The sequence below is a fragment of the Pedobacter deserti genome (assembly GCF_024436415.1).
Classification (GTDB): Bacteria; Bacteroidota; Bacteroidia; order Sphingobacteriales; family Sphingobacteriaceae; genus Pedobacter; species Pedobacter faecalis.
Map to the genome: position 1 here is coordinate 123577 of NZ_JAFMZQ010000001.1, position 22827 is coordinate 146403.

At 48.7% G+C, this 22827-nt stretch carries 20 protein-coding genes; 7 read left to right on the forward strand and 13 right to left on the reverse strand.

Going from position 1 to position 22827, the window contains the following annotated elements:
* Window positions 1-42: 42 nt before the first annotated feature.
* Window positions 43-1374, reverse strand: a complete 1332-nt coding sequence (gene tilS / locus J3P40_RS00575; RefSeq protein WP_256001907.1) for a tRNA lysidine(34) synthetase TilS — start codon at window positions 1372-1374, stop codon at window positions 43-45.
* A 77-nt stretch (window positions 1375-1451) separates the two neighbouring features.
* On the opposite strand from tilS, the gene J3P40_RS00580 reads away from it, so the two are divergent.
* Window positions 1452-3482: an OstA-like protein gene (locus J3P40_RS00580; protein ID WP_256001908.1), complete on the forward strand. Its 2031-nt coding sequence runs from the start codon at window positions 1452-1454 to the stop codon at window positions 3480-3482.
* Here the strand turns inward: J3P40_RS00580 and rdgB are convergent.
* Together rdgB and J3P40_RS00590 are read right to left on the reverse strand one after the other, a co-directional pair.
* On the reverse strand, window positions 3457-4032 hold the full coding sequence (gene rdgB / locus J3P40_RS00585; RefSeq protein WP_256007039.1) for an RdgB/HAM1 family non-canonical purine NTP pyrophosphatase: 576 nt from the start codon (window positions 4030-4032) through the stop codon (window positions 3457-3459). The genes J3P40_RS00580 and rdgB overlap by 26 nt on opposite strands.
* A 7-nt stretch (window positions 4033-4039) precedes the next feature.
* Entirely contained in the window at window positions 4040-4552 is a 513-nt protein-coding gene (locus J3P40_RS00590) for a hypothetical protein (protein ID WP_256001909.1), read from the reverse strand.
* A gap of 166 nt (window positions 4553-4718) precedes the next feature.
* Between J3P40_RS00590 and J3P40_RS00595 the strand changes: the two genes are divergently transcribed.
* Together J3P40_RS00595 and J3P40_RS00600 are read left to right on the forward strand one after the other, a co-directional pair.
* Window positions 4719-6083: a peptidylprolyl isomerase gene (locus tag J3P40_RS00595; protein WP_256001910.1), complete on the forward strand. Its 1365-nt coding sequence runs from the start codon at window positions 4719-4721 to the stop codon at window positions 6081-6083.
* A 5-nt stretch (window positions 6084-6088) separates the two neighbouring features.
* Window positions 6089-7051, forward strand: a complete 963-nt coding sequence (locus tag J3P40_RS00600) for an AAA family ATPase (RefSeq protein WP_256001911.1) — start codon at window positions 6089-6091, stop codon at window positions 7049-7051.
* 11 nt (window positions 7052-7062) lie between these two features.
* On the opposite strand, the gene J3P40_RS00605 is transcribed toward J3P40_RS00600, so the two are convergent.
* The 7 genes from J3P40_RS00605 to mutL are packed head-to-tail and all read right to left on the reverse strand — an operon-like array spanning window position 7063 to window position 14962.
* Window positions 7063-7947 (reverse strand): glycerophosphodiester phosphodiesterase family protein, encoded by an 885-nt coding sequence (locus tag J3P40_RS00605; RefSeq protein WP_256001912.1) that lies wholly within the window; start codon window positions 7945-7947, stop codon window positions 7063-7065.
* 28 nt (window positions 7948-7975) lie between these two features.
* Window positions 7976-8830, reverse strand: coding sequence for a DUF4440 domain-containing protein (locus tag J3P40_RS00610; protein ID WP_256001913.1), 855 nt, complete (start codon window positions 8828-8830; stop codon window positions 7976-7978).
* A gap of 56 nt (window positions 8831-8886) precedes the next feature.
* Window positions 8887-10347, reverse strand: a complete 1461-nt coding sequence (gene cysS / locus J3P40_RS00615; protein WP_256001914.1) for a cysteine--tRNA ligase — start codon at window positions 10345-10347, stop codon at window positions 8887-8889.
* An 18-nt stretch (window positions 10348-10365) separates the two neighbouring features.
* Complete coding sequence (locus J3P40_RS00620; protein WP_256001915.1) at window positions 10366-11487, reverse strand: endonuclease/exonuclease/phosphatase family protein; 1122 nt, start codon at window positions 11485-11487, stop codon at window positions 10366-10368.
* A 2-nt stretch (window positions 11488-11489) separates the two neighbouring features.
* Entirely contained in the window at window positions 11490-12347 is an 858-nt protein-coding gene (locus J3P40_RS00625) for a rhomboid family intramembrane serine protease (RefSeq protein ID WP_256001916.1), read from the reverse strand.
* Entirely contained in the window at window positions 12340-13089 is a 750-nt protein-coding gene (locus J3P40_RS00630; RefSeq protein ID WP_256001917.1) for a rhomboid family intramembrane serine protease, read from the reverse strand. Before J3P40_RS00630 ends, J3P40_RS00625 begins: the two co-directional genes overlap by 8 nt.
* A 4-nt stretch (window positions 13090-13093) precedes the next feature.
* Entirely contained in the window at window positions 13094-14962 is a 1869-nt protein-coding gene (mutL, locus tag J3P40_RS00635) for a DNA mismatch repair endonuclease MutL (protein ID WP_256001918.1), read from the reverse strand.
* Between the two features lie 140 nt (window positions 14963-15102).
* Here mutL and J3P40_RS00640 point away from each other — a divergent pair, with 140 nt between their 5' ends.
* On the forward strand, window positions 15103-16935 hold the full coding sequence (locus J3P40_RS00640; RefSeq protein ID WP_256001919.1) for a serine hydrolase domain-containing protein: 1833 nt from the start codon (window positions 15103-15105) through the stop codon (window positions 16933-16935).
* Here the strand turns inward: J3P40_RS00640 and J3P40_RS00645 are convergent.
* Entirely contained in the window at window positions 16932-17618 is a 687-nt protein-coding gene (locus J3P40_RS00645; protein WP_256001920.1) for an XRE family transcriptional regulator, read from the reverse strand. The two genes, J3P40_RS00640 and J3P40_RS00645, sit on opposite strands and share 4 nt — an antisense overlap.
* A gap of 126 nt (window positions 17619-17744) precedes the next feature.
* Between J3P40_RS00645 and J3P40_RS00650 the strand changes: the two genes are divergently transcribed.
* On the forward strand, window positions 17745-18857 hold the full coding sequence (locus tag J3P40_RS00650) for a hypothetical protein (RefSeq protein ID WP_256001921.1): 1113 nt from the start codon (window positions 17745-17747) through the stop codon (window positions 18855-18857).
* A 41-nt stretch (window positions 18858-18898) separates the two neighbouring features.
* Window positions 18899-19801, forward strand: coding sequence for a HEPN domain-containing protein (locus tag J3P40_RS00655; RefSeq protein WP_256001922.1), 903 nt, complete (start codon window positions 18899-18901; stop codon window positions 19799-19801).
* A 6-nt stretch (window positions 19802-19807) separates the two neighbouring features.
* On the opposite strand, the gene J3P40_RS00660 is transcribed toward J3P40_RS00655, so the two are convergent.
* On the reverse strand, window positions 19808-20734 hold the full coding sequence (locus J3P40_RS00660; protein ID WP_256001923.1) for an isopenicillin N synthase family dioxygenase: 927 nt from the start codon (window positions 20732-20734) through the stop codon (window positions 19808-19810).
* 111 nt (window positions 20735-20845) lie between these two features.
* Here J3P40_RS00660 and msrA point away from each other — a divergent pair, with 111 nt between their 5' ends.
* On the forward strand, window positions 20846-21454 hold the full coding sequence (gene msrA, locus J3P40_RS00665) for a peptide-methionine (S)-S-oxide reductase MsrA (protein WP_256001924.1): 609 nt from the start codon (window positions 20846-20848) through the stop codon (window positions 21452-21454).
* A gap of 15 nt (window positions 21455-21469) precedes the next feature.
* Here msrA and J3P40_RS00670 read toward each other — a convergent pair whose 3' ends face one another.
* Window positions 21470-22690, reverse strand: a complete 1221-nt coding sequence (locus tag J3P40_RS00670) for a PQQ-dependent sugar dehydrogenase (RefSeq protein ID WP_256001925.1) — start codon at window positions 22688-22690, stop codon at window positions 21470-21472.
* Window positions 22691-22827 lie beyond the last annotated feature (137 nt).

The window sequence follows — 22827 nt, forward strand, 5'->3', positions numbered from 1 at the left end:
TTAATTTAATTTTGCATAAAGTTAGCTTTTTTTATCGGCTTCCTAATCATTAAGCCTGAATACGATAGTCTGACGCGTATGAGCCACCACCTTAAAACGGTCGTCCTGCCTGTAGCCCGCTACCCAGATGATCTCTCCGTTGCCGTTTACAAGCAGCGGCACGCCTGCCTTTTGCGTGAGTGGAATTTTTTGGGAAATAAAAAAGTCACTCAGCTTTTTAAAACCCGTTAAGCCAAGTGGTTTGAACCGATCGCCCTGCTGCCAGCTGCGGAGCACCAACGGATAGATCAGTTTGCCTGCATCAACCGAGGCCGCGTTTTCATCACGCTCAATGCATCCATATGGATAGGTCTGCATGCTGATCACCCGCTCAAGATAGCTCACCTCCGTGTCATGCGCGTGAATAAAGGTGACCGTTGGTTCTGCAGAAGGCATAGGCTCCAGGATCAGGCGGTCGCGGTCGACCACCAGCACATACCCTGCCCCATAAAAAGACGCGCCGGTATGCGGATGATTCAGGGAACTGATCAGATCAGCCACCACACTTTCCGTGAAGCCATAGGGCCGTAGCAGCTCAAATAACAGCAACTGCTTGGGCTTCAGATCGGCAATCCTATCGAGCGCCATACTCACCTGCGCACCGGAGTATGCAAAGATCTCTTTTTTAAAGACCTCTACCACCTGCTGCAGGACCTCCTCTGTTTCCGCAAAACGCCTCATGTTTTGCTGGAAGGTGTGCTCCAGCTTGGGATTGATGGATTTTAAAACCGGAACAACGTGATGCCTGATGCGGTTCCTTGCGTAGTTGTCGGCCTGATTTGAGCTATCCTCCACATGGGCAATGCCCGCTTCTTCCATAATGCTGTCGATCTGCGCCCTGTTTAAGAACAGCATGGGCCGGATCAGCCGGTTCCGCTTTGCCTGGATCCCGTGCAGACCGGCAATGCCGGTGCCTCGCGTCAGGTTAAGCAAAACGGTTTCCATGGCATCGTCCTGATGATGCGCAAGTGCTACATAGTCGTACCCTTCCGCCTGCCTGAGTTCTTCAAACCATTGATAGCGAAGCGATCGCGCGGCCATCTGGGTAGATATTTTATGCTCGGCTGCATACGCTTTGGTAGAGAACTGCGTTACAAAGAACGGAACTTCCAGGGTAGCGGCAAGCATCCTGACGAAATGCTCGTCGCGCTGCGACTCGTCGGACCGCAGGTTAAAGTTGCAATGCGCTATACCGAAGTTGAAATCAGCATGTTTAAACAGATGGGCCATCAGTACGGAATCCTTGCCTCCGCTCACGGCGAGCAGTATGCGCTCGGGGGGCGAAAAAAGTGCTTCAGAACTGATGTATTGTTTAAAATCCTGGTGGGGTAACATCTTTCAAAAATAACAGTTAACTTTGTAAAGTGCAGAAAATACGCTTTTTCTTTATCTTATTGCTCCTACCATTTTGCATGCTTGCGCAGCAGAAAACAAAGATCATCTTACAGTTTTCTGAGCGTGGCACCACCGATAATGACATCACGTATTTGCGCAAGCCGGTTTTCCGCCATGTAAATGCTACCCTAAGCTGCGACAGCGCAGTATTTTACCCTGAGCGCAACGTGTTTGAGGCCTACCGCAACGTGCACATTGTACAGGGCGACACGATCAACATCTATTCGGATTACCTGACCTATGACGGCAATACGAAAAATGCCCACCTGACCGATAATGTGCGGATGGTAGACAAGGAGTCGGTGCTTACAACAAACATTCTGGATTATCGCCTTGACACAAAAATCGGCACCTATACAAACGGCGGCAAAATTGTTAACAAAGATGTCACACTTACAAGCACTAATGGATATTACTTCTCTAACACCCGAGACGCATATTTTAAGTACAATGTGGTGGTCGTGACGCCTGAGGTGCGTATCACTTCAGATACCCTTCGCTATAATACGGCGACCAACTGGGCTTATTTTTACGGTCCGACGAATATCAAAGGCAAAGGCGATAACCTGTATACCGAAAACGGTGCTTACAACACAAAGACAGAGTATGCCTACTTCGGCAAACGAAACTTGTACACCAATGCGGCGAAGTCACTGAAAGGTGATAGTTTGTACTACGACGGCATTAAGGGCTATGGCAAGGCGGTAAGGAATATCGTGTTTCAGGATACGAGCGACAAGACCGTGTTATATGGGCAGTTAGGGTATTATTACAAGGCCGATGAACGCGCGGTGGTGACACGTAATGCCTATGTAGGCATGGGCACCAAGGATTCTATAGCGCTTAATAAAAAGATGGTGCCGGATACCATCTGGCTGGGTGCGGATACGCTGGAGACTCAAAAAGTGAGACAGGGAACGCTGAAGTTATTGTCTTTTCCTGTGCTGAAAAAAGACAATGAGCTGGGCGAGGCGGGCAGCGATGAGGAACGCGAGACCCCGCCTAAACGCAAAGCACCGGCCAGCCCTAAGAGCAAACCACTCCCCCAGGTACAAAAACCTAAGGCCCTGCCAAAATCCAATAGTCGCGCCGCACGCAGGCAGGCCGCAAAGAATAAAGATAAGGTGCCACTGGCGGTGCCCGACAGTGTGACGAGGGATAGTTTAGCCAAAGACAGCGTGCTGAAAATCACGAAGTTGAGGGACAGTGTCGCAGCCGATAGCCTTCTGAAGTTAAGAGGTCCGGACAGTCTGAAAAAGGATAGCCTTACGAAAGACAGCGTGACGGCCAAAGGTGGTGCTTTAAAGGTGGGTGCCCTGAAGCTTCCTAAAGATTCGGTGGTGAACCCGGCAGATACCATTCTGACGCGAACTATTAAAGCCTACAGCAATGTGAGGGTATATAAATCGAACATGCAGGCCGTGGCCGACTCCTTGTTTTACGCAAGCGCCGACTCTACCCTGCGCTGGTTCGGAAAGCCCATACTATGGTCGCAAGGCTCTCAGCAGGCGGGCGACACGCTGTATCTGCGGCTGAAGAACAACAAGCTGAATACCCTGCAGGTCTTGGAAAACGCTTTCCTGGTAAATGTCAACGCCGATTCGGCCAAACACAATCAGATCAAGGGCAAACTGATCACCGCATTCTTCAACGACGGGGAGCTGCGCAATATGTTTGTGGACGGTAATGCCGAAAGTGTGTATTACAGCCGGAATAAGGACAGTGTGTATACCGACATGAGTCAGACCGTGAGTGCCCGCATCAAGATATTGTTCAAGAACAAGGAAATCCAGGATCTGCTCACCATCAAGGACGCCGAAGGCCTGAGTATGCCGGTTAAGGAGATGAAGGAGGACATTTTTCTCACGGGATTTATATGGAAGCCTGAACTCAGGCCGCTATCCAAACAGGAGGTCATAAGGGGCAAATCGAAAACTGCTGCAAAACCGGCCGCAAAGAAAGCAGCGCCTCCCAAACCTAAACCGGGCGGAGAAAATGCTCCATCGGAAAAAGCTGCTCCGGCTAAGCCCCCTTTAAAAAAGCAATAAGTTTTTGCATGGCCTGTGCACGGTGACTGATCGAGTTCTTCTCCGACACGGACATTTCAGCGAAGGTGTGGCTATATCCTTCCGGTTCAAAGATGGGATCGTAACCAAAACCCTGTGAACCTGCCGGAGCCTCTCTGATCCGTCCGTTGATGACGCCTTCAAACAGGTAATCCTGAGCACCCAGCTTTAAGGAAATCACCGTTTTAAACCGTGCGCGGCGGTCGCCCATCCCCTTCATCTTTTCGAGCACAAGTTCGATGTTCTTCTGGACGTCACGCGTGCCGGAATACCTTGCCGAAAAAATGCCCGGCTCGTCATTCAGCGCGGCTATTTCCAGTCCGCTGTCATCCGCAAAGCAGTCGAGCCCCAGCTTACCGGAAACATAGGCAGTTTTGAGTGCTGCGTTTTCCGCAAAAGTGCTGCCCGTTTCGGGAATATCTTCGTTACAGCCGATATCGCTTAAACTTAGCACGGTATATACCCCTTCAAGCAGGTGCTGTACTTCCTGCACTTTGTATTGATTGTTGGTTGCAAAAACCAGTTTTGGTATGGTCATGTTAAAATTCTAAAGTTTTGAGGGTGTTCCACAACAGCTTCTTGGAGGCAGGATCCTGGTCGAGCTCCTTAAGGCCAGCCGAAAAGATCAGGCGGACATTCCCTTCCGAAGTCAGCTGATACCTGGCAGGAGCGGTCGGCAGACGAAGCATTGCCGGTGTTACCCCAAACGCGAAGAAAAATTTAGGATCGAAAAACGCGCCGAGCGCTTCATAATCTGCGTTTTTATACCGGGCGTAGTTCAGCAGGGCAAAATCGGGTGTGGCCAGGTTTACCGACTTTACGATCTTGCGAAGCAGTTCACGGCCGGTCTCACTGCTTACGTCATACTCCTCGTCGTACACGAGGATCAGGATATTTCGCTTATTGCCCCCAAGGTATTCAAAATTAAATACAGGAGGCGGCTCCGGTTTGTCGTCCGGCGCGATCGGCGCGGAGGGCTGGCTGACCATGTAGATGTCGTCCGTAAAGAATAAATGAAGTGCATCTGGATTGACTGCAAGCGGGTTTGACATGGTGTAGATACGGAATATAAGTTTTCTGTTAAAATTAGTTAAATATCTCTCAATGGCACCTTTATTTGCTATTTTTATGGCTTAAAAATTACACCTTAGTATTCTGCCTGTGGAAAGTAGCGGGGATATCGTAAATTTGCAGCGCAGTTTATTTGAACAAGTCTAAATGAAGAGATCTTTTTTTATAATGAGTACGCTGGTCGGCCTGTTTTTTCAGGGCTTTGCACAGGACAAAAGCGTAGATAAGGTTGTGGCGGTACTTGGCAGTAACATCATTCTTTTATCCGACCTCAATCAGCAATATGCCCAGTATTTACATTCCGGGAATCCGGACGATCCACGGGTCAAATGCATGTTTCTGCAACAGATGCTTACGCAGAAATTACTGAAACAACAGGCGGAGATCGACTCGGTATACGTTGAGGAAGGTATGGTTGACGAAGAGGTTGACAAACGTATGCGTGCCATGATCAACAGGGCCGGGGGTGAAGAAAGACTGGAACAGTTCCTGAACCGCTCGGTACTTCAGTATAAGGACGAGATCAGACCGGAGATCAGGGAGCAGCTTATCTCGATGAAGATGCAGCAGAAGATCACGGAGAATGTGAACGTCACCCCGCTTGAGGTTAAAAAATACTTTGACAGCTATCCGAAGGACAGCTTGCCTGATATCCCTACAGAGTTTGAAGTTGGGGAAATTGTGCTGAAACCAAAGCTGACCCGGGAGGAAAAGCAGCGCTTCTATGACAAAATCGATGCCCTTCGTCTTAGGGTTAAAAGCGGAGAGGACTTCGGCTTTCTTGCAAGAACCTATTCGGAAGATACCGGATCAGCGTCTGACGGCGGTGACCTTGGCTTCTTTGACCGGAAAAGGATGGTAAAAGAGTTTACGGCATGGGCTTTTAAACTGAAAGCTGGTGAGATGTCGCCCGTTTTTGAATCAGAGCATGGTTACCATATCCTGCAGGTTATTGAACGTCGTGGTGAACAGGTGCGTGCGAGACATATCCTGGTAAGACCACAGATTACACCCGAGAGCATGGAGCGTACCAGGCTTCACGCCGATACAATTTTCAAGAATATCGTCAACAAAGTAATCCCGTTCTCTGCAGCTGCTTCACGCTATTCAGACAATAAAGAATCTCAATACAATGGCGGTATGCTGCTTTATGCAGATGATGTGACTGCGCGCACCACTTTTATTCCTGCTGACAAGCTGGATCCAAAAGTATTCCTGGTTGTAGACACCATGAAGGTGGGATCTTATTCTGCCCCGGTCCGTTTTACGGAACCTGACGGAACGGAGAGCTACAAAATCCTGTATTTGAAGTCAAAAATCCCGCCGCATAAAGGCAACCTTGAACAGGACTACACCAAGTTTAAGGAGCGTGCACAACAAGACAAGATCAACCGTACGCTGAGCGAATGGTTTGAAAAAAGAAGGGAAAGCATGTTCATCAAGATCGATGAGGAATATGCCGCTTGCGACGAACTGAAGATCTGGACAAGGGGTGTGACAGCGACGAAATAGCCTGCATGCAGTTTGAAAACGACATAAAGGCGGTAGACGCGCTGCACCAGGCTTACCGGGACATCAAAAATGAGATCGGCAAGGTCGTTATAGGCCAGGACGAGGTGATCAAGTCGGTGATTATCTCCATATTCAGCAATGGGCACTGCCTGCTGGTTGGGGTACCGGGACTAGCCAAAACCCTACTTGTGCAGACGGTCGCAAATGTGATGGACCTGGCGTTCAACCGTATTCAGTTTACGCCTGACCTGATGCCCAGTGATATTATTGGTGCAGAGATTCTCGGCGAAGACCGCACGTTTAAGTTTATGCCAGGACCTGTATTTTCAAACATCATACTGGCCGACGAGGTTAACCGTACGCCTCCTAAAACCCAGGCAGCCCTGCTGGAAGCCATGCAGGAGAAAGCAGTTACCGCCGCCGGCATTCGCCACCCGCTTCCGAATCCTTTTTTTGTTCTCGCTACGCAGAATCCTATAGAACAAGAAGGGACCTATCCCCTGCCTGAGGCTCAGCTGGATCGCTTTATGTTCAATGTTCATCTGACTTATCCCGAATATGCCGATGAACTCCAGATCGTGAAGAACACGACGGTAAACCGGGAGACAGCACTGAAAAAGGTCATTACGGCAGCCCAGATCCAGTATTTTCAAAAGCTGGTCAGGAATATTCCGGTGACCGACAATGTAATTGAATATGCGGTAAAGCTGGTAAGCAAAACCCGGCCCAACACGGCCATGGCCACCGCAGAAGTAAACCAGTATGTAGGCTGGGGCGCCGGACCACGGGCATCGCAGTTTTTGGTGATCGGAGCTAAATGTCATGCTGCGGTATCTGGAAAATATTCGCCCGATATTGAAGATGTGCAGGCTGTGGCCGAGCCTATCCTCAGACATCGTATTGTAAGGAACTACCGCGCAGAAGCTGAAGGCCTCTCGGTAGAACAACTTATCAGAAATCTTTACTAGTCTTATGTTTCTTAGCGGCCGTCCAGCGTTGCGTACAGGTTTGGATAGTCGGTAACCAGCCCGTCTACACCCAGACCAAGCAGGTAAGCCATGTCCTTAGCGGAATTAACTGTCCACGGAATAACCTTTACGCCGGCTTTGTGGCAGCGATCTATGAGTCCTTTGCCGACGAGCACATGGTATGGACTATATACCGCGGGAGTAAAACCCAGCTCTGCAAGGCTCGCTTCAAAATCAACTTTTTCGTCGACCAACAGCCCCGTACGGATCTTTGGATAGGCGCTGTGCAGGTACTGCAGCACACGGGTATCAAACGACTGCAGGGTAGCACGCTTAACGATCTTCTGTTCGTTCACGACATTCATCACCAGATCAGTAAACTCATCCGGCTCGGGATGAAACTCCTTATCGCCCTTAGGGATCGTTTTGATCTCTATACTGTAAGCAGGCTTTTTGAGTTTCCTTTTCTTTGCATAAGCCTCTACAGCAGCAACAGTTTCGCTGAGAAGCGGCTTATGGGCCCGGTATTTCTGCTGCGCCGGAAAGCGTGGGTGGATCTTACTTCCGATGTCAAACTTGCTGACCTCGGCGTAATCCATCTTATAGATGTTAAAGTCCTTCTGCTCTTTCAGGCTGATCGGTTTACCGTCGGGCTTGAGTGAAAACTCGTGATTAAAGTAGGGCTCCTGCGAAAGGACCACCTGCTTGTCCCTGGTGATCACCACATTCATCACCAGGGTCGTGACGCCGAGGTCGAGCGCCCGCAGCATACCTTCAACGGTATTTTCGGGCATAATTCCCCTGGCACCACGGTTGCCCTGCAGGTCGACCTTCTGGCCCGACGCATGGACATTCAACAGAAATGCCAGGAGAATGATCAGGGAATTTGTTTTCATAGGGATGATGTTTTTGTTGGTTGCTGTGCTAGCGTTCTGCCGGAGCGAACACCATAGCAATCAGGTTCCAGTTATGATCGGCCTGACGTTCGTATACAAAAATGTAATTGAAACTCTCACGCAGATCAGCCTTGTAGTCGACCGCCACCAGTCCGTACGTACAGGCCAGGTCGCCCCCGTCGGCTTTATCGGCGCCTGTAGTTTTCAGCGTAACTTTAGAAAACATGCTGTTAAAGAAAGCCAGCGCCTTGTCTTTCCCGATGATCGGCTCATAACCTGGGAACAGAATCCTTACATCAGGGTTAATAAAACCTGAAAATGCTGCTACGCCGTAAGATTTGAGCGTCGCGTTTAACGTTGTTTCGGTTGTTGTAATGATATTTAAACCAGCTTCCCGTTGTTTATCGTTCAGGAACTGGGGCTTATAGTGATCTTTTGGCTCAGGGAATGACGTGCTCACTTTGTTCAGCGGCTTATTGTGCGGAACCCCTGCATCCAGAAAAAGCTGCCATTTATTATCTGAGGCTTTCCAGACCGAAAGATATTGGCCATAGCTTGTCTCCTGACCCTGATCCACATATGGTCCGGTGGTGAAACCCCAGTCGCCGCTCCGCGACACACGCGCGTAAACAGGGTTCCAGCTGATGTCTTTGCTGTTGTCCTGGGTTGCATAGTACGTGGAAGCGCTCACCGGGTTGGGACGAAAAACCAGCGTCTTGCTATTTGCATAAGTATTGTAAGCAGTCCTGGCGCCGGTCTTGGCGAGTTTCTCTGCAAAGTCCGTTTCGGCTTTCACCAACGACTTGGTTGTACCATCAGATTTCTGCGCAAAAGCGCCAAGTGTTACAGATGCTGCAATTACAGTACAAAATAGTTTGTTCATTATGTTATGTTTAAGTCTTGCTTTGTTCAAATTTATATTCATTATTCTTGCGGATCTTATGCTTTACTCCAGGTTGTCCCTTCTTTACTGTCTTTTAGCTGTATGCCCATTTCCTGCAACCCAACACGTATTTTATCGGATGTGGCGTAGTCCTTATTCTCCTTGGCACTTCTGCGGATATCAATAACCAGATCCAGCACAGCATTCAGTTCAACGTTAGATGCGTCCTCATCCTTAAGGCCAAATACCTCAAACACAAAGTCATGCATCAGCTTTGTTAGTTTACCCAGCTCTTCTGCATTTATCGTGCCCTTACCATCGTGAATAACATTAATGATACGCACAGCTTCAAATAACTCAGCTATCACCACCGGACTGTTGATATCGTCGTCCATCGCCTTCACGCAGTTCTCCGCAATAGGGCCGATCTCAAAATCACTATGTTCCGAGGCCCTAAGTTTAGGCAGCAGACCTACAGCGTTCATTAACCTGCGGAATCCTTTTTCCGAAGCTTCCAGGGCTTCGTTAGAAAAATCAAGCGTGCTCCGATAGTGCGCCTGAAGCATAAAGAACTTCACCGTCATCGGACTGAAACCTTTTTTTAGCAAAGGGTGACTGCCTGTAAAAAGCTCCAGCGGTAAGAAACCGTTGCCGGCAGATTTGGACATGCGTGTGCCGTTTACAGTAAGCATATTGGTATGCATCCAATATCTCGCCGGCTGTTTATGACTGCAGGCTTCGCTCTGTGCGATCTCGTTGGTATGATGTGTAGCAGCCAGGTCCATACCGCCGCCGTGGATATCAAACTCCTCACCCAGATATTTGGCACTCATGGCCGAGCACTCAATATGCCATCCCGGGAAACCTACACCCCATGGCGAAGGCCAGCGCATAATGGTTTCAGGCTTCGCCTTGATCCATAGTGCGAAATCAAGTCGCCCGCGTTTCTCGTCCTGTCCGCCAAGCTCACGTGTATTGGCAAGCATATCTTCCAGGTTCCTGTTGGTCAGGATGGTGTAGTTATACTCCCTGCTGTATTTCTCAACATCAAAGTACACCGTTCCGTTAACCTCATAGGCGTAGCCGTTGCCCATGATCTCCTTAATCATTTCAATCTGCTCGAGGATATGCCCGGTGGCCGTAGGCTCTATGCTTGGCGGCAGTGTATTGAACATCCGCATTACATCGTGAAATCCTATGGTGTACTTCTGAACGATCTCCATGGGCTCAAGCTGTTCGAGTTTGGCCCTTTTTGCAAACTTGTCATCCCCCTCGTCGCGGTCGCCTTCCAGGTGACCTGCATCGGTGATGTTGCGGACGTACCTGACCTTGTATCCGCTGTATTTCAGGTACCTGTAAATCAGGTCGAAGGAGATAAAGGTGCGGCAATTGCCGAGATGCACATCGCTGTAAACAGTCGGACCGCAAACATACATGCCCACATTGGGCGGATTCAGCGGCTGGAAAGGTTCTTTCTGACGGGTAAGCGTATTATATAGATGCAAGCCTGTGTTCATCGTGCAAAGGTAAAAATTTTAGGGGTTTAACTTCAGGTCGCTCCGAACGGGGAAGTGATCTGATAATTTAGCTGGTATGATACGGTAGTTGACAACTTCCAACGCTTTGCTGGCAGCGATATAGTCGATCTGAAAGTTCGGGAATTTGCCGTTGTAGGTGCGGCCCAGACCGGTACCCTTTTCCATGAATGTATTGTTGAGCGACCTGGTAAGCTGTGTAACTGCATAGGAGGCAGGGGTATCATTGAAATCACCTGCAATAATTAAAGGAGTCTGGCAGGTTTCCATATGGGCTTTCATGACGTCGACCTGATGACTGCGTTTAATAAAGGCGCGTTTAAGCAAGCCTAGTATCCGCCTGGACGGTGTCAGGTTGGCGTTCATCTTTTTTTTGACTTCGTCTATATAAGCATAATCCTGCTCGCGGAAAGAGATAGACTGCAGGTGTACGTTGTACACGCGTACAACCTGGCTCCCGATATCCAGATCCGCATAAATGCTTGTGTTGCCACTATGGTTCTCCCCAAAAACGATATGGCCCTTGTCTTTGATAGGATACTTGGAGAAAATAGCCAGACCGGTGCCCTCATAGCTGTTTTCCGATGTAGGCACGAAATAGTAATGTGAGGTTTGCAGCAACCTTTTCAAACTGTCGGTAATGTCGAACGGCCCCTTCCTTCGTGTGAAGTATTCCTGGAAACAGATGATATCGGGGTTCTCCTGCTCTATGACATCAAGCATCTGCTCTTTAGCGGATTCGATCGCTTTTTCACCGTAGGGACTGAAGCTGTGCACGTTGTAAGTCATCATACGGATGTGCGAGCTGTCGCCTTTAGCGCCTTCCCCAGCCTCGCCAAAAATACCTACACTGGCATTTAAGGCCTGCCAGCCGATCAGGATCAGGACCAGCGTAGAGCCCGCTAGAATTAGCTTACTCCGTATCGTCCACCAAACCAGCATCAATATATTCAGCAGCAGCACAAACGGGTATGCCAGGCCAAAAAAAGCGATATAAGGATATTCACGCGGATCAAATCTGCCTGCTGTGAAGCCAAGTATCAGCGCAATAGCCAGCCCAAGCGCAAGCAGCTGCATCAATCTGTCGAAAAATGTTGTTTTAGACGTTCTTCTTCTCTTCATGCTTAATGCTTACTTGCTTTAAACAGGATCTCCTTTTCTTCTTTGCTCAGTTTGTCGTATCCCGATTGAGAAATTTTATCTAAGATAGCGTCTATTTGTCTTTGGTCCACCTCCTGGGTCTGACTTTTTTGCGATCGTACCTTGGCATCTTTATGTACTACACGAAGTTTGGGTTTGCGCTTGAACATGCTGCTCCAGTCGGTACCCGCCCTAAGCATGCGTATAAAGACAAAGCCGAAAAGGCCGCCGCCGAGGTGGGCAAAGCTGCCGCCAGCATTTGCCGAAGCCAGACTGATCATGTCGAGCACCACATATCCTGCGGCCAGATATTTCAGTTTTACGTCGCCAAAAAGCAGAAGACGCATACTATAATCGGGCAATAGCGTCGCAGTTCCAACGATAATTGCCATCACTGCCGCTGAAGAGCCGATAACGAATCCGTTAGACACGCTACCCATAAACACCGGGAAAATATTAAAAGCAAGCAGGTACACCAACGCACCTGCGAAACCTCCGCCCAGGTAGACAAAATGAAATTGCCTGGCTTTAAGAAAATCGAGAAAAATGCGTCCCATCCAGAAAAGCCATAGCATGTTGAACAGGATGTGGAGCAGGCCTTCGTGAAAAAACTGGTAGGTAAGCAAAGTATAGAAGCGGAACGGCAGCTTGTTCAGGTCGGCAGGGAAGCCTACATATGCAAACACCTGATCCTGAAAGCCGGCCTGCTGCCCCGACAAGAACAGGATAACGCTGACCAGGCCCATGGCTATGAAAATAAAGGCATTGATGCCGATATATAGGTATACCGGATCTCCTGACTTAAAAACCTTGTAGCTGATATCTCTAAAAAAACTATTCATAGTAGTTATAAAACCTGTCGTTGTTTTTGTCCTTCCAAAGTTTGACCAGGATGAATCCAAGCAAAGCGCCCCCAAGGTGCGCATAGTGCGCAACCGAGTCGCCCGGTATCTTGGCAACACCCAAACTCATTTCCAGGAGGATATAAACGGGTATCAGATATTTCGCTTTGATGGGTACAGGTATAAACAGCACAAACATGCGGGTGTTTGGAAAAAGCATGCCAAAGGCTACCAGTAAACCGAATATAGCGCCTGAAGCACCTACCATAGGCGCGCCATAAATGCCGAGCAATGTGGTACCCTGGTCGCGGGTGATTCCGGGCACATTGATATTACCCTGAAGATAGCCTCCCTCACGTGTGAGGTCGGTAATAGGAATTCCCATGACGGATCCGGTCAGTTCATAAACTTCTACAGCCTGTACACCCATTTGCAGGGCCACGGCACCCAGACCGGTAATCAGATAAAAGTTCAGGAAACGCTTCTGCCCCCAGCGCTGCTCCAGCACACCGCCAAACATAAACAGCGCAAACATATTGAAAAAGATATGCGACATGTCGCCATGCATGAACATATAAGTAACCAGCTGCCATACCCTGAAAAACGGAGAATCAACATAAAAAGCGCCAAGGTGCTCCGAAAGATCTACACCGATATTACTGAATACATACTTAGCCGCAAAGAACAGCACATTGATGATCAGCAGGTTTTTTACTACAGGAGGTATATATAAGTTATTCATTCGTTTATTTCTCAAATCTTTTGTCAAGTTCAGCAAGGCTGATGGTATGTATCACGGGTTTCCCGCTCAAACTAATATTGGGTGCGGCACATCCAAACAACTCTTCTATCAGCGTATTCATTTCGGGCTGACTTAATGCAGTTCCGCTCTTTATGGCGCTGTTCTTTGCCATGCTCCTTGCAAGCGCTCCCCGCCTGTCGAGCTTAAGCTCCTGCTGCGAATTCTTGAATCCTTCTATCAACTGCTCGAAAAGCTGCGTTTCGTTGATATTCACGCTGCCCAGGTCGACCGGTATACCCTCTATGACCAGGGTGTTCTTACCAAACTCGCGCACCTCAAAACCCAGGCTTTTGATGTCATCAAGCAAACTCCTGGCCAACTCATAGTCGCCCGCACTTAAGGTAACCGTTTGCGGAAAGAGACTTTGCTGTGAGGCGCCTTTGCGGTCCTCAAGATGGCGCTGAAAACGTTCATACAAAATCCGTTCATGCGCCGCCTGCTGATCGATAAGCATAACACCCGACTTAATCTGCGAGACGATATACCGGTTGTGCAGCTGCATAAATTGCTTCTGTACGGGGGCTAATTCTTCTTCACCTCCAGAACCCGGCAAGTTCAGTTCCGTTTGGTCGTACCGCGACTCCGTGGCAACCTCATAAAGAGCGCCCCAGGACGCAACACTGCTGGAACCGCCTCCGCGACCATTGGAGTAGGGCTTGGGCATGCTTGAATAGCTCGAATTCCTCACCTGGCCCGGCTCATTGGCAAAGGGATTGAAATCCGGATTAAAGCTAATGCTGGGCGGCACAATCTCTTCGGGCGGCAGCGGGGTAATCATATTGCTGAAACCGGTTTCCTGATCGAAATCTATCGTCGGACTGATGTTGAACCTTCCGAGTGAGCGTTTTACCGCCGAATGCAGGATAGCATAGATCGATTTTTCGTCGAGATACTTGATCTCGGTTTTTGTAGGATGCACATTGACATCTATATTGGCGGGATCTATATCAATAAAAAGCACATATAAGGGAAAGTTCTCTTCAGGAAGCAAATCTTCATAGGCCTTGTTTACGGCATGGTTCAGATAAGCATCTTTAATAAAACGGTTGTTCACGAAGAAAAACTGTTCGCCCCTGGTTTTTTTGGCAAACTGCGGTTTGCCGATAAAACCCTTCAGGTTGATGATCGTCGTTTCCTCCTCAACCGGAATAAGTCTTTCGTTATAATTATTGCCCAGCAGGTGTACGATGCGCTGTTTCAACGACGATGCCGGCAGCCGGTAAATCTCGGCGCCATCGTGATGCAGGCTGAAAGCTATGCCCGAATTTGACATGGCAATACGCTGAAACTCGTCGACAATATGGCGCATCTCAGCAGCATTGCTTTTCAGGAAGTTTCGGCGCGCAGGGGTATTGAAGAAGAGATTTTTTACACATATGCTTGTGCCTGCCGGGGTGGCTACAGGCTCCTGACGGGTAACCGAAGAGCCTTCGATCTCGACCAGCGTGCCGATCTCATCTTCATGTCTTCGCGTTCTCATTTCTACCTGGGCAATTGCTGCAATAGAGGCCATCGCCTCTCCACGAAATCCCATCGTACGGATTGCAAAAAGATCTTCCGCCTTGCGAACTTTGGAAGTAGCATGACGCTCGAAACACATGCGGGCATCGGTTACACTCATACCGCAACCGTTATCTATAACCTGGATCAGGGCTTTCCCTGCGTCTTTGATGATCAGCTGTATCTTACTCGCCCCCGCATCTATCGCGTTCTCTAAAAGTTCCTTTACCGCCGATGCCGGTCGCTGAACCACCTCTCCTGCTGCTATCTGATTGGCAATACTATCGGGTAAAAGCTTTATGATATCTGACATGTGTTATCCGGACTGTAAACGTCGCTAATTTAGGTAAAATAAGGCTCAATCACCGTCTCGTTTTCATATCTTTAGCAGTACACGAATCAAAACGCCTAATTTTACGTTGTACTTACAACCAGAGTTTTTTGCCGTTATTTATGAGAAAAAAGAATTTCGTCCGCCTTGTTATCATCTGTTTACACACCCTTATCACCTTCAATGCATGTGCCCAGAACCATCAGCATAACCAACAGATTCTTGCCGTAAGCAACACGGTGATTCGTAATACAGTTTTACTGAATAATGAGCGCGGCATCATTCCACTCAGATCACTAAATGAGAAAAACATTGCGTCGGTAAGCCTTGACTTTTCCGGTCAGCCCCTGTTTGACAGTCTGGCGAACAAGTACGCTCAGGTGAAGTCATTTACAACTGGCAATTATAAGAACGCAACCAGCCTCGATGCACTTGAGGAGGACCTTAAGTTTTTTAATACAGTGATCATCAGCCTGCCAGCCCAACGGATCTCCGACAGCAGGAACCGCAACTTTATATTTAACGTAGCAAGAACGAAAGACGTGGTGCTATGTCTTTTTGGGGGACTATCCAGCCTCTCTTTGCTCGACTCGCTTAACGCCCCGCTGATCTGGACAGATCAGAGTACGCCGATTGCTTACGCTCTGGTGCCACAAGCGATATTTGGCGGCATTGCGCTTGATAAAAAGCTGAACAGTACTTTGTCGGCCAAATACGTGGCAGGCTCCGGGTTCAGTACAACATCAACACGTTTAAAGTATACCCTTCCGGAAGACGCCGGTGTCAATACAGAAGACCTGCAGGAAATTGATGATATTGCCATGGAGGCCATCCGGGCGCGTGCGACACCGGGCATGGTAGTTCTTGCGGCAAAAGACGGGAAAGTGATCTTTAATAAAGCTTACGGGAGTCATACTTATGCCGACACGGTCCAGGAAAGGGTCTCCGACATCTTCGACATAGCTTCGGTTACCAAAACTACGGCCACCACACCAGCCGTCATGCGCTTATTTGAAGAGCGCAGGTTAAATCTTGATACCAATGTCGGGGCTTATATTCCGAGGGCCAGAACGCAACCTATGAACCCTGTGCGTTTAAGGGAGGTCATGCTCCATCAGGCAGGCTTTATTCCTTATATCGCTTTTCATGATTATGTGAAGCCTTCCGATCACAGCCGGGATTCGAGTGCAGCCTACCCTACGCAGGTGGCCGACGGTTACTACATCCGGCAAAATTTCTTTGAGGAGATGATGTGGCCCAAAATGCTGGCGACACCGCTGCGCACCCGGGGTAAATATGTATACAGCGACATCAGCATGTACGTTATGAAAGAGATCGTGGAACAGATCAGCGGATCGCGTCTCGATGAATACGTCATGGAGAACTTTTATAAGCCCCTGGGCATGCAGACCGCCGGTTTCTCACCACGTAAGCGGTTCGACAGGGCCTTGATTGTACCTACTGAGCAGGACACCTATTTCCGGAAAACCCTGTTGCATGGTTTTGTACACGATCAGGGAGCAGCCCTTACCGGAGGGATTTCAGGCCACGCCGGCCTGTTTGCCAGTGCAAATGACCTCGCAATTTTTTACCAGATGCTGCTCAACAAAGGTACCTACGGAGGAGCGCAGATTTTTAAACCCGAGACCGTAGTACTATTCACTGCGCAGCAGTCAAACGTCAGCAGGCGCGGACTGGGCTTCGACCGCTGGGATCCGGACAAGACCAAAAAATATCCTTCAGACCTGGCGTCACCGCAGACCTTCGGTCATACCGGCTACACGGGTACCTGCGTTTGGGTAGACGCGTCGCGGCAACTCGTATACGTTTTCCTGTCTAACCGCGTGCACCCTGCAGCAAGCAACAAACTGAGCACCATGAAAATAAGGGGCAGAATACAGGATGTCCTGAACCGGGCGGTCGACAAGTCCAAGCGAACTGCACCAGCGCCTTAAAGCTGATTCCTGGTGACCTTGCCCTTGATGATGAACATATTTCTGATAAATCTCTTCTCGATGACCATATCTCCGCGGTAGTTAGGATTCGATGCCCGGAGCACCAGCCTGTCTTCATCGGGATGTTCGAACACCAATTTCACTGTAGACATGTTGTTTGCCCGTTCATCGGTTACGACTAGGTAGGCCTCACCCCACTGCAGGACATCGTAATTGGTCACTTCCCGGATGACAATGATTTCCCCGCTGGCATATCTGGGATACATGCTGTCGCCATAAATAGGCAGGTAAGCATCACAATCATTAAAGGGCCGGAAGTTAACGTAGTACTCCGGACTTTCCCTGAGCTGATCAAAGCCGTCGACAGAAATCTCGGAGAGGTCGACGTTTAAATAAGGCACACCGGGATTCTCCTGTGACGCGGTCGTGTCTTCACTCCCGGGTCTTTCTGCAAACATATCACCCAGCCCCGTTTTAAGCCATTCGGGATTGATGTGATGATAATCAATAATATCTTTTGACAAACGCTTCCCTATCTTCCGTTTTCCGTTTTCAATTGCAGAGCAATTGCTGATGTGATCAGTAACCGGCCGGTAGAACTGCTCCAGCGTCATTTGTTTAGCCTGGCGTACGGCACGTAAGCGTGCACCAAAATTATTATCCTCTGAATCAGGTTGTTTCACAATATCAATTCATTTAGTTGTCTTTTGACTTGTCAATAATAGTCAAAAGAATATAACTTGCCAAAAGTTTCCTGATAAGCATTTTAGTTTATCACGGCGTAAATGTATCTAAATAAATTGGAAATTATGAAGTATAGTAAATTTTGTTGTTACCGGCCGCACATTAGCTTTCTTAAACGTAAGGAGATAAGCGATCCCTACCTCGTATTAGGTGAACTGTACAGAAGACGCAAGCCCACCGACTTTCAGCAGGATCTCTGGAGTCTACTGAAAATGCTGTTTAAGGAGAATGAGTGGAAGCTGCACGACCCGGCTGATCTTTACAGTCTGTGTATGGATGCAGCCAGATTGCTCGATGTACTCTGGCTCGTAAACAAGTACTGCCCTGAGCTGAGCAGTCCGATGCCGATCACTAACAACCGGTATGCGGCAAATCATTTAGCCGATGAGCTTAGTTCGCTTTTTCGTTTTGGGGAAGCGGAGGCAGCCGAAGACCCAACCAAAGGAGGCGGCGGAGTAACTGTGCTGAGCAACCATTACAACAAACATTATGACGGCTTCAGCAAATGTGACCTGTTTACTTACCTGCAAATCGCCCTCGATGCTTCGTATATGACAAACGATAAATACGAATACTTCAGTATCGCTGATTTCAATATAGCTTCCGATTTCTTTCAGCTTTCGGAACTGATTGAAGAAGGATTTAAGATTTACAGCAAAGGGCCGGCAGCGTTCCCGGTGCTTTTAACTTGTAAGGAAATGAAATATGCCTGCGACCGCAACCATCCCACGCATCTTTCGCGCGAATGCATCAGGCAACCGCTCAGCCTGTTAAGCACTTTCGGCACTTATTACATCAATATAGAAAATCTCCACCCAGCCCTCTCGGCCTGGGAACAAATGCTCAGTGAAACAGATTTATGGAAAGCAGCCGATCACCCGGCCAACCTCATTTATATGCACGAATGCCTCATTAAACTCATAGACGCTGTGTGGATTATGCGGGAGCAGGGCAAAGTGGACAGGCATGTGCGGAACAAGCATCTGGTGACCATCATCGACGACTTTTTCCATTTTAAGAAGATGCACAAATGGAAAAGCACGCTGAACGAATGGCTAACGTACAGCCTGAGCAATACCCTTAAAATAAAAGAGAAGGATGTGGCGCCGACCGGGCGCGCTTTCAGTCACCTGGCCAAATTTATTGAAGCGGCACATCTGCTTTTCGAAAGCAGGTAACATCTTGTAAAAGCTTTCTAACTTCTAAATTATAAAACAACATGAAAAAACAAAAACCGGGAGCCGGGCTCCCATCTCCGGAAAAAGCTTTGTCGGCCGAACTAAAGGCCATGGTAGATCTTGTTATTTCAAGGTATAAAATGGAAAAAATCGTCTGTTTTGGCAGCATTACGAACAACATTGAATACCACAGCTGTTTCACCGAATACACCGGCAGTGAGGGGAACCCGTGGCCGCAAAACAGCTATTCCCTGTTGCTGATACCTTCCGCACAGGAGATCATGGCAGATATTGTGATACAGATGCAGGCAGAAGAAAGCCTGAAGCACATTGCGCAGGCTAACATACTGGTGCACCGCATGGAAGAGATCAACAACGCGCTGATGAATGGAAGCTCATTTTTTACAACGATCTATAAAAAAGGGACCCTGCTTTACGATCAGGGCAAGGAACTGTTCGTTGCTCCCGCAGCAGGCGAAGCGATCAGCAAACGCATTTTAAAAAGGGAACTGTTCTGGCAGCAGTGGTACAAACTATCTGACGGTTTTCTGAAGGGAGCAGTATTTTATAAACGAGGTGAGCTGAAAAATCTTTCTGTTTACATGCTTTACCAGGCGCTGCTGCATTGCTATTCCGGCATGCTCCGGGTGCTTACTGGCTACCGTACCAACACCAACGGGCTACGCCGCTTAATGAGGCTGGTTGACCACATCCTGCCCGAATCCTCTTTTGCAGGCGGTCTCAAAACACCGGAAGACGGTCGCCTGACCGCCTTGTTGCTTAAAGGCATCGGCGAGGCACGTTACGACGAAACCTTCCAGATTTCCGATTATGAACTGTCGCTCATTATTCGACGCGTGGAAGAAATACTCTCTAAGGGCAACATTGCCTGTCTTCAGCATATCGAAGAGATCAAAGGCGGCGTTCGCCCCTGCACATCCTGAAAAGAACTACATCTTCAACCCTATTTCGCGTAGCCGCTCGTCCAGGTAGTCACCGGCTGTCATATCGGAATAGGCTTTGGGCCTGTCCGCGCTAATGCATGAAGGGAGACAGGTAAGGTCCATGCCCGCGCGCGGGTGCAGAAAAAACGGCACAGAATACCGTGAGGTTTTCATAAGCTCCCTCGGCGGGTTCACCACACGGTGGGTCGTTGAGCGGAGCTTATTGTTTGTCAGCCGCTGCAGCATATCACCAACGTTTACCACAATATCGGTATGCCCTGCTTGTATAGGCAGCCATTTATTGTCACGTGTAAGCACCTCGAGTCCGTCGGCGCTTGCGCCGATCAGCAGGGTAATTAGATTGATGTCTTCATGCGCACCTGCCCGAACGGCATCGGGAGGCAGGGCATCCGGATCTTCAATCGGAAAATAATGTATGCCGCGAAGGATAGAGTTACCCCGATCTACATGCTGATCGAAATAATCCTGCGACAGTCCCAGATAGTCTGCAATCGCCCGGAGCAGATGTTTGCCATTTTCTTCCAGGCGTTTAAACACTTCGCGGGTGACTTCGTTAAAATCAGGGATCTCTTCGAGATAGAGGTTATCGTCCTGACCGATCTGCCAGAATTCTTTAAGATCGGCAGTCTTCGCCCCTTTGGCAATTTCCTTACCAGCGCTGGTATAACCACGTTGCCCGGCCAGTTCGGTGCGCTCATAGTTTCGCTTTACCCCTACCGGAAGGGCAAACATCGCCTGGATATTGTTATAGAGCCGGTCGATAAGCTCCTGATCCAGTCCGTGATTGGTGATGGTAACAAAGCCCGAATCGTTGAAAGCCCTGCCAAGCTCCGCAGAAAAAGCAGCGCGCTGTTCTTTGCTTCCGTTAATATATAGTTCGATATTGAGGCTGGGTATATAGGATGCTGACATGGTGCTGGATATAATTATAAAACCGAAATTAGTAAACTATTACCAATTAATTACAAAGCATAAAGACTATTAGGGCGGCAACTGCGTAAGTAAATACATAAACGATAACACATGAGAATTGCGATCATACTTCTGGCGGCAACCATGCTGCTACCATTCAGCAAAACAAAGGCGCAGCAGAACAAACTGCAAAAAGCTACATTCGGGAACGGTTGTTTCTGGTGTTCGGAAGCGGTGTTTCAGCGACTGAACGGTGTGGCCTCGGTCCGCTCCGGTTATGAAGGCGGTTATACGGCCAACCCAAGCTACGAGGACGTGTGCACAGGAACGACTGGCCATGCGGAGGTGATTGAACTCACCTATGATCCCTCAAAAATAAGTTATGAGGAATTGCTGGAAGTATTTTGGAAAACGCACGACCCCACCACGCTGAACCGCCAGGGCGCCGACGTGGGCACACAGTACCGCTCTGTAATTTTTTATCATAATGCAGAACAGAAACGTTTGGCTGATCAGTACAAGAAGAAACTGAATGACCAGAAAGTCTTCCCTAACCCGGTGGTCACCACTATAGAAAAGGCGGCGCCTTTTTATGTCGCTGAAAATTACCATCAGAACTATTTCAATAAAAACGGCAACGCCCCTTACTGTAAGGCTGTGGTCCTTCCCAAGGTTCAGAAGTTTGAAAAGGTCTTTAAAGCAAAGCTGAAGCAGAAGTAAGCGCTTCCTGATCCGCTACTCGCCGGGTACAATCTTGTACACCGAACCTTTCTCAGCTTCCAGAATGTTGGCCAAAATATAGAGCTCACCCTCCTGGTCTTCCCCGAAACTATAGATCTGCCAGATACCGGGTTCTTTAGAGATGGATAAGCGCTCTATTTGCCAGAGGGCCTTTTTCACATCGGTAAGCGCCCATACCGGCCCCATCAGGTCGCCAAACACATATTTACCCCTAAGCTCCGGAATGCGCTTGCCCCGGTACAGAAAACCGCCGGTAATGCTGATTCCTTCCTGCCGGCCGTAATCAATAATCGGGTTGATCCAGTTCTTCGGATCGGGATCGTTGGGAAACTTCACATGAGTACCCTCCCTTACACGCCAGCCGAAATTGCCGCCTTTGGTGATGATGTTTACTTCCTCCCAGTTTTTCTGACCTACATCACCGGCAAACAGCCTTCCGTCCTGCCGGTCAAAACTTATCCGCCAGGGGTTTCTCAGACCATAGGCGTAAATCTCAGGCTTCATATTCTCTTTTCCGACAAAGGGATTGTCTTTTGGAATGGCGTAAGGCACAGCATTTACGTCGATCCGCAATATCTTACCCAGCAGCGTATTCATGTTTTGTCCGTTTCCATACGCACCGTGCAGGTCATTATATGCGCCGCCATCGCCCACACCAATATAGAGGTATCCGTCCGGACCGAACTTCAAATCCCCGCCGTTATGATTGGATTCGGGCTCATTGATCGTTAACACATCACGCGCACTAGCCTTATCGACCAGGTCGGGGTTCTGTTTAGACACCGTATACTCCCTGATCATACTTTTGTGATCTACTCCAGGGGTTTTGGGAATACGCGAACTAAAGTACACATACAGTTTACCGTTCTTCAGGAAATCGGGATGCAGGGCCAGACCCAGCAAGCCCCGCTCGTCGGCACTGGCTGTCATGAATACTTCAGGCGCGAAATCCAGCAAAGGTTCGGTTTGCAAGTTCCCCTTCTTGATGATTCGGATGCGTCCGGCCTGTTCGCAGACAAACAAGCGGCCCGATTTGTCGTTAGGTGCTGCAAAGGCTGTCGGATAAGACAGCTGGTCGGTGACCAGTTGCAGGCCCACTTTTACCGGCGACATCCTGATCGCGGATGCTGACTGTGCGTAGACAGATCCGTAAAACACGGCAACCTGTGTCATGGCAGCTACCACCGCAACACCAACTTTCAAAAATGATTTCATATGATGAAGTTACATAATCCGTGACAATTTTGTGTCTGCTGATGTCAACCCTTGCCAAAAACAACTTATCGACTACCGACATGATCGACTAAACGTATAAATCTGTAGTTTTATCCGTCGGGAATATGGGCTGTAAC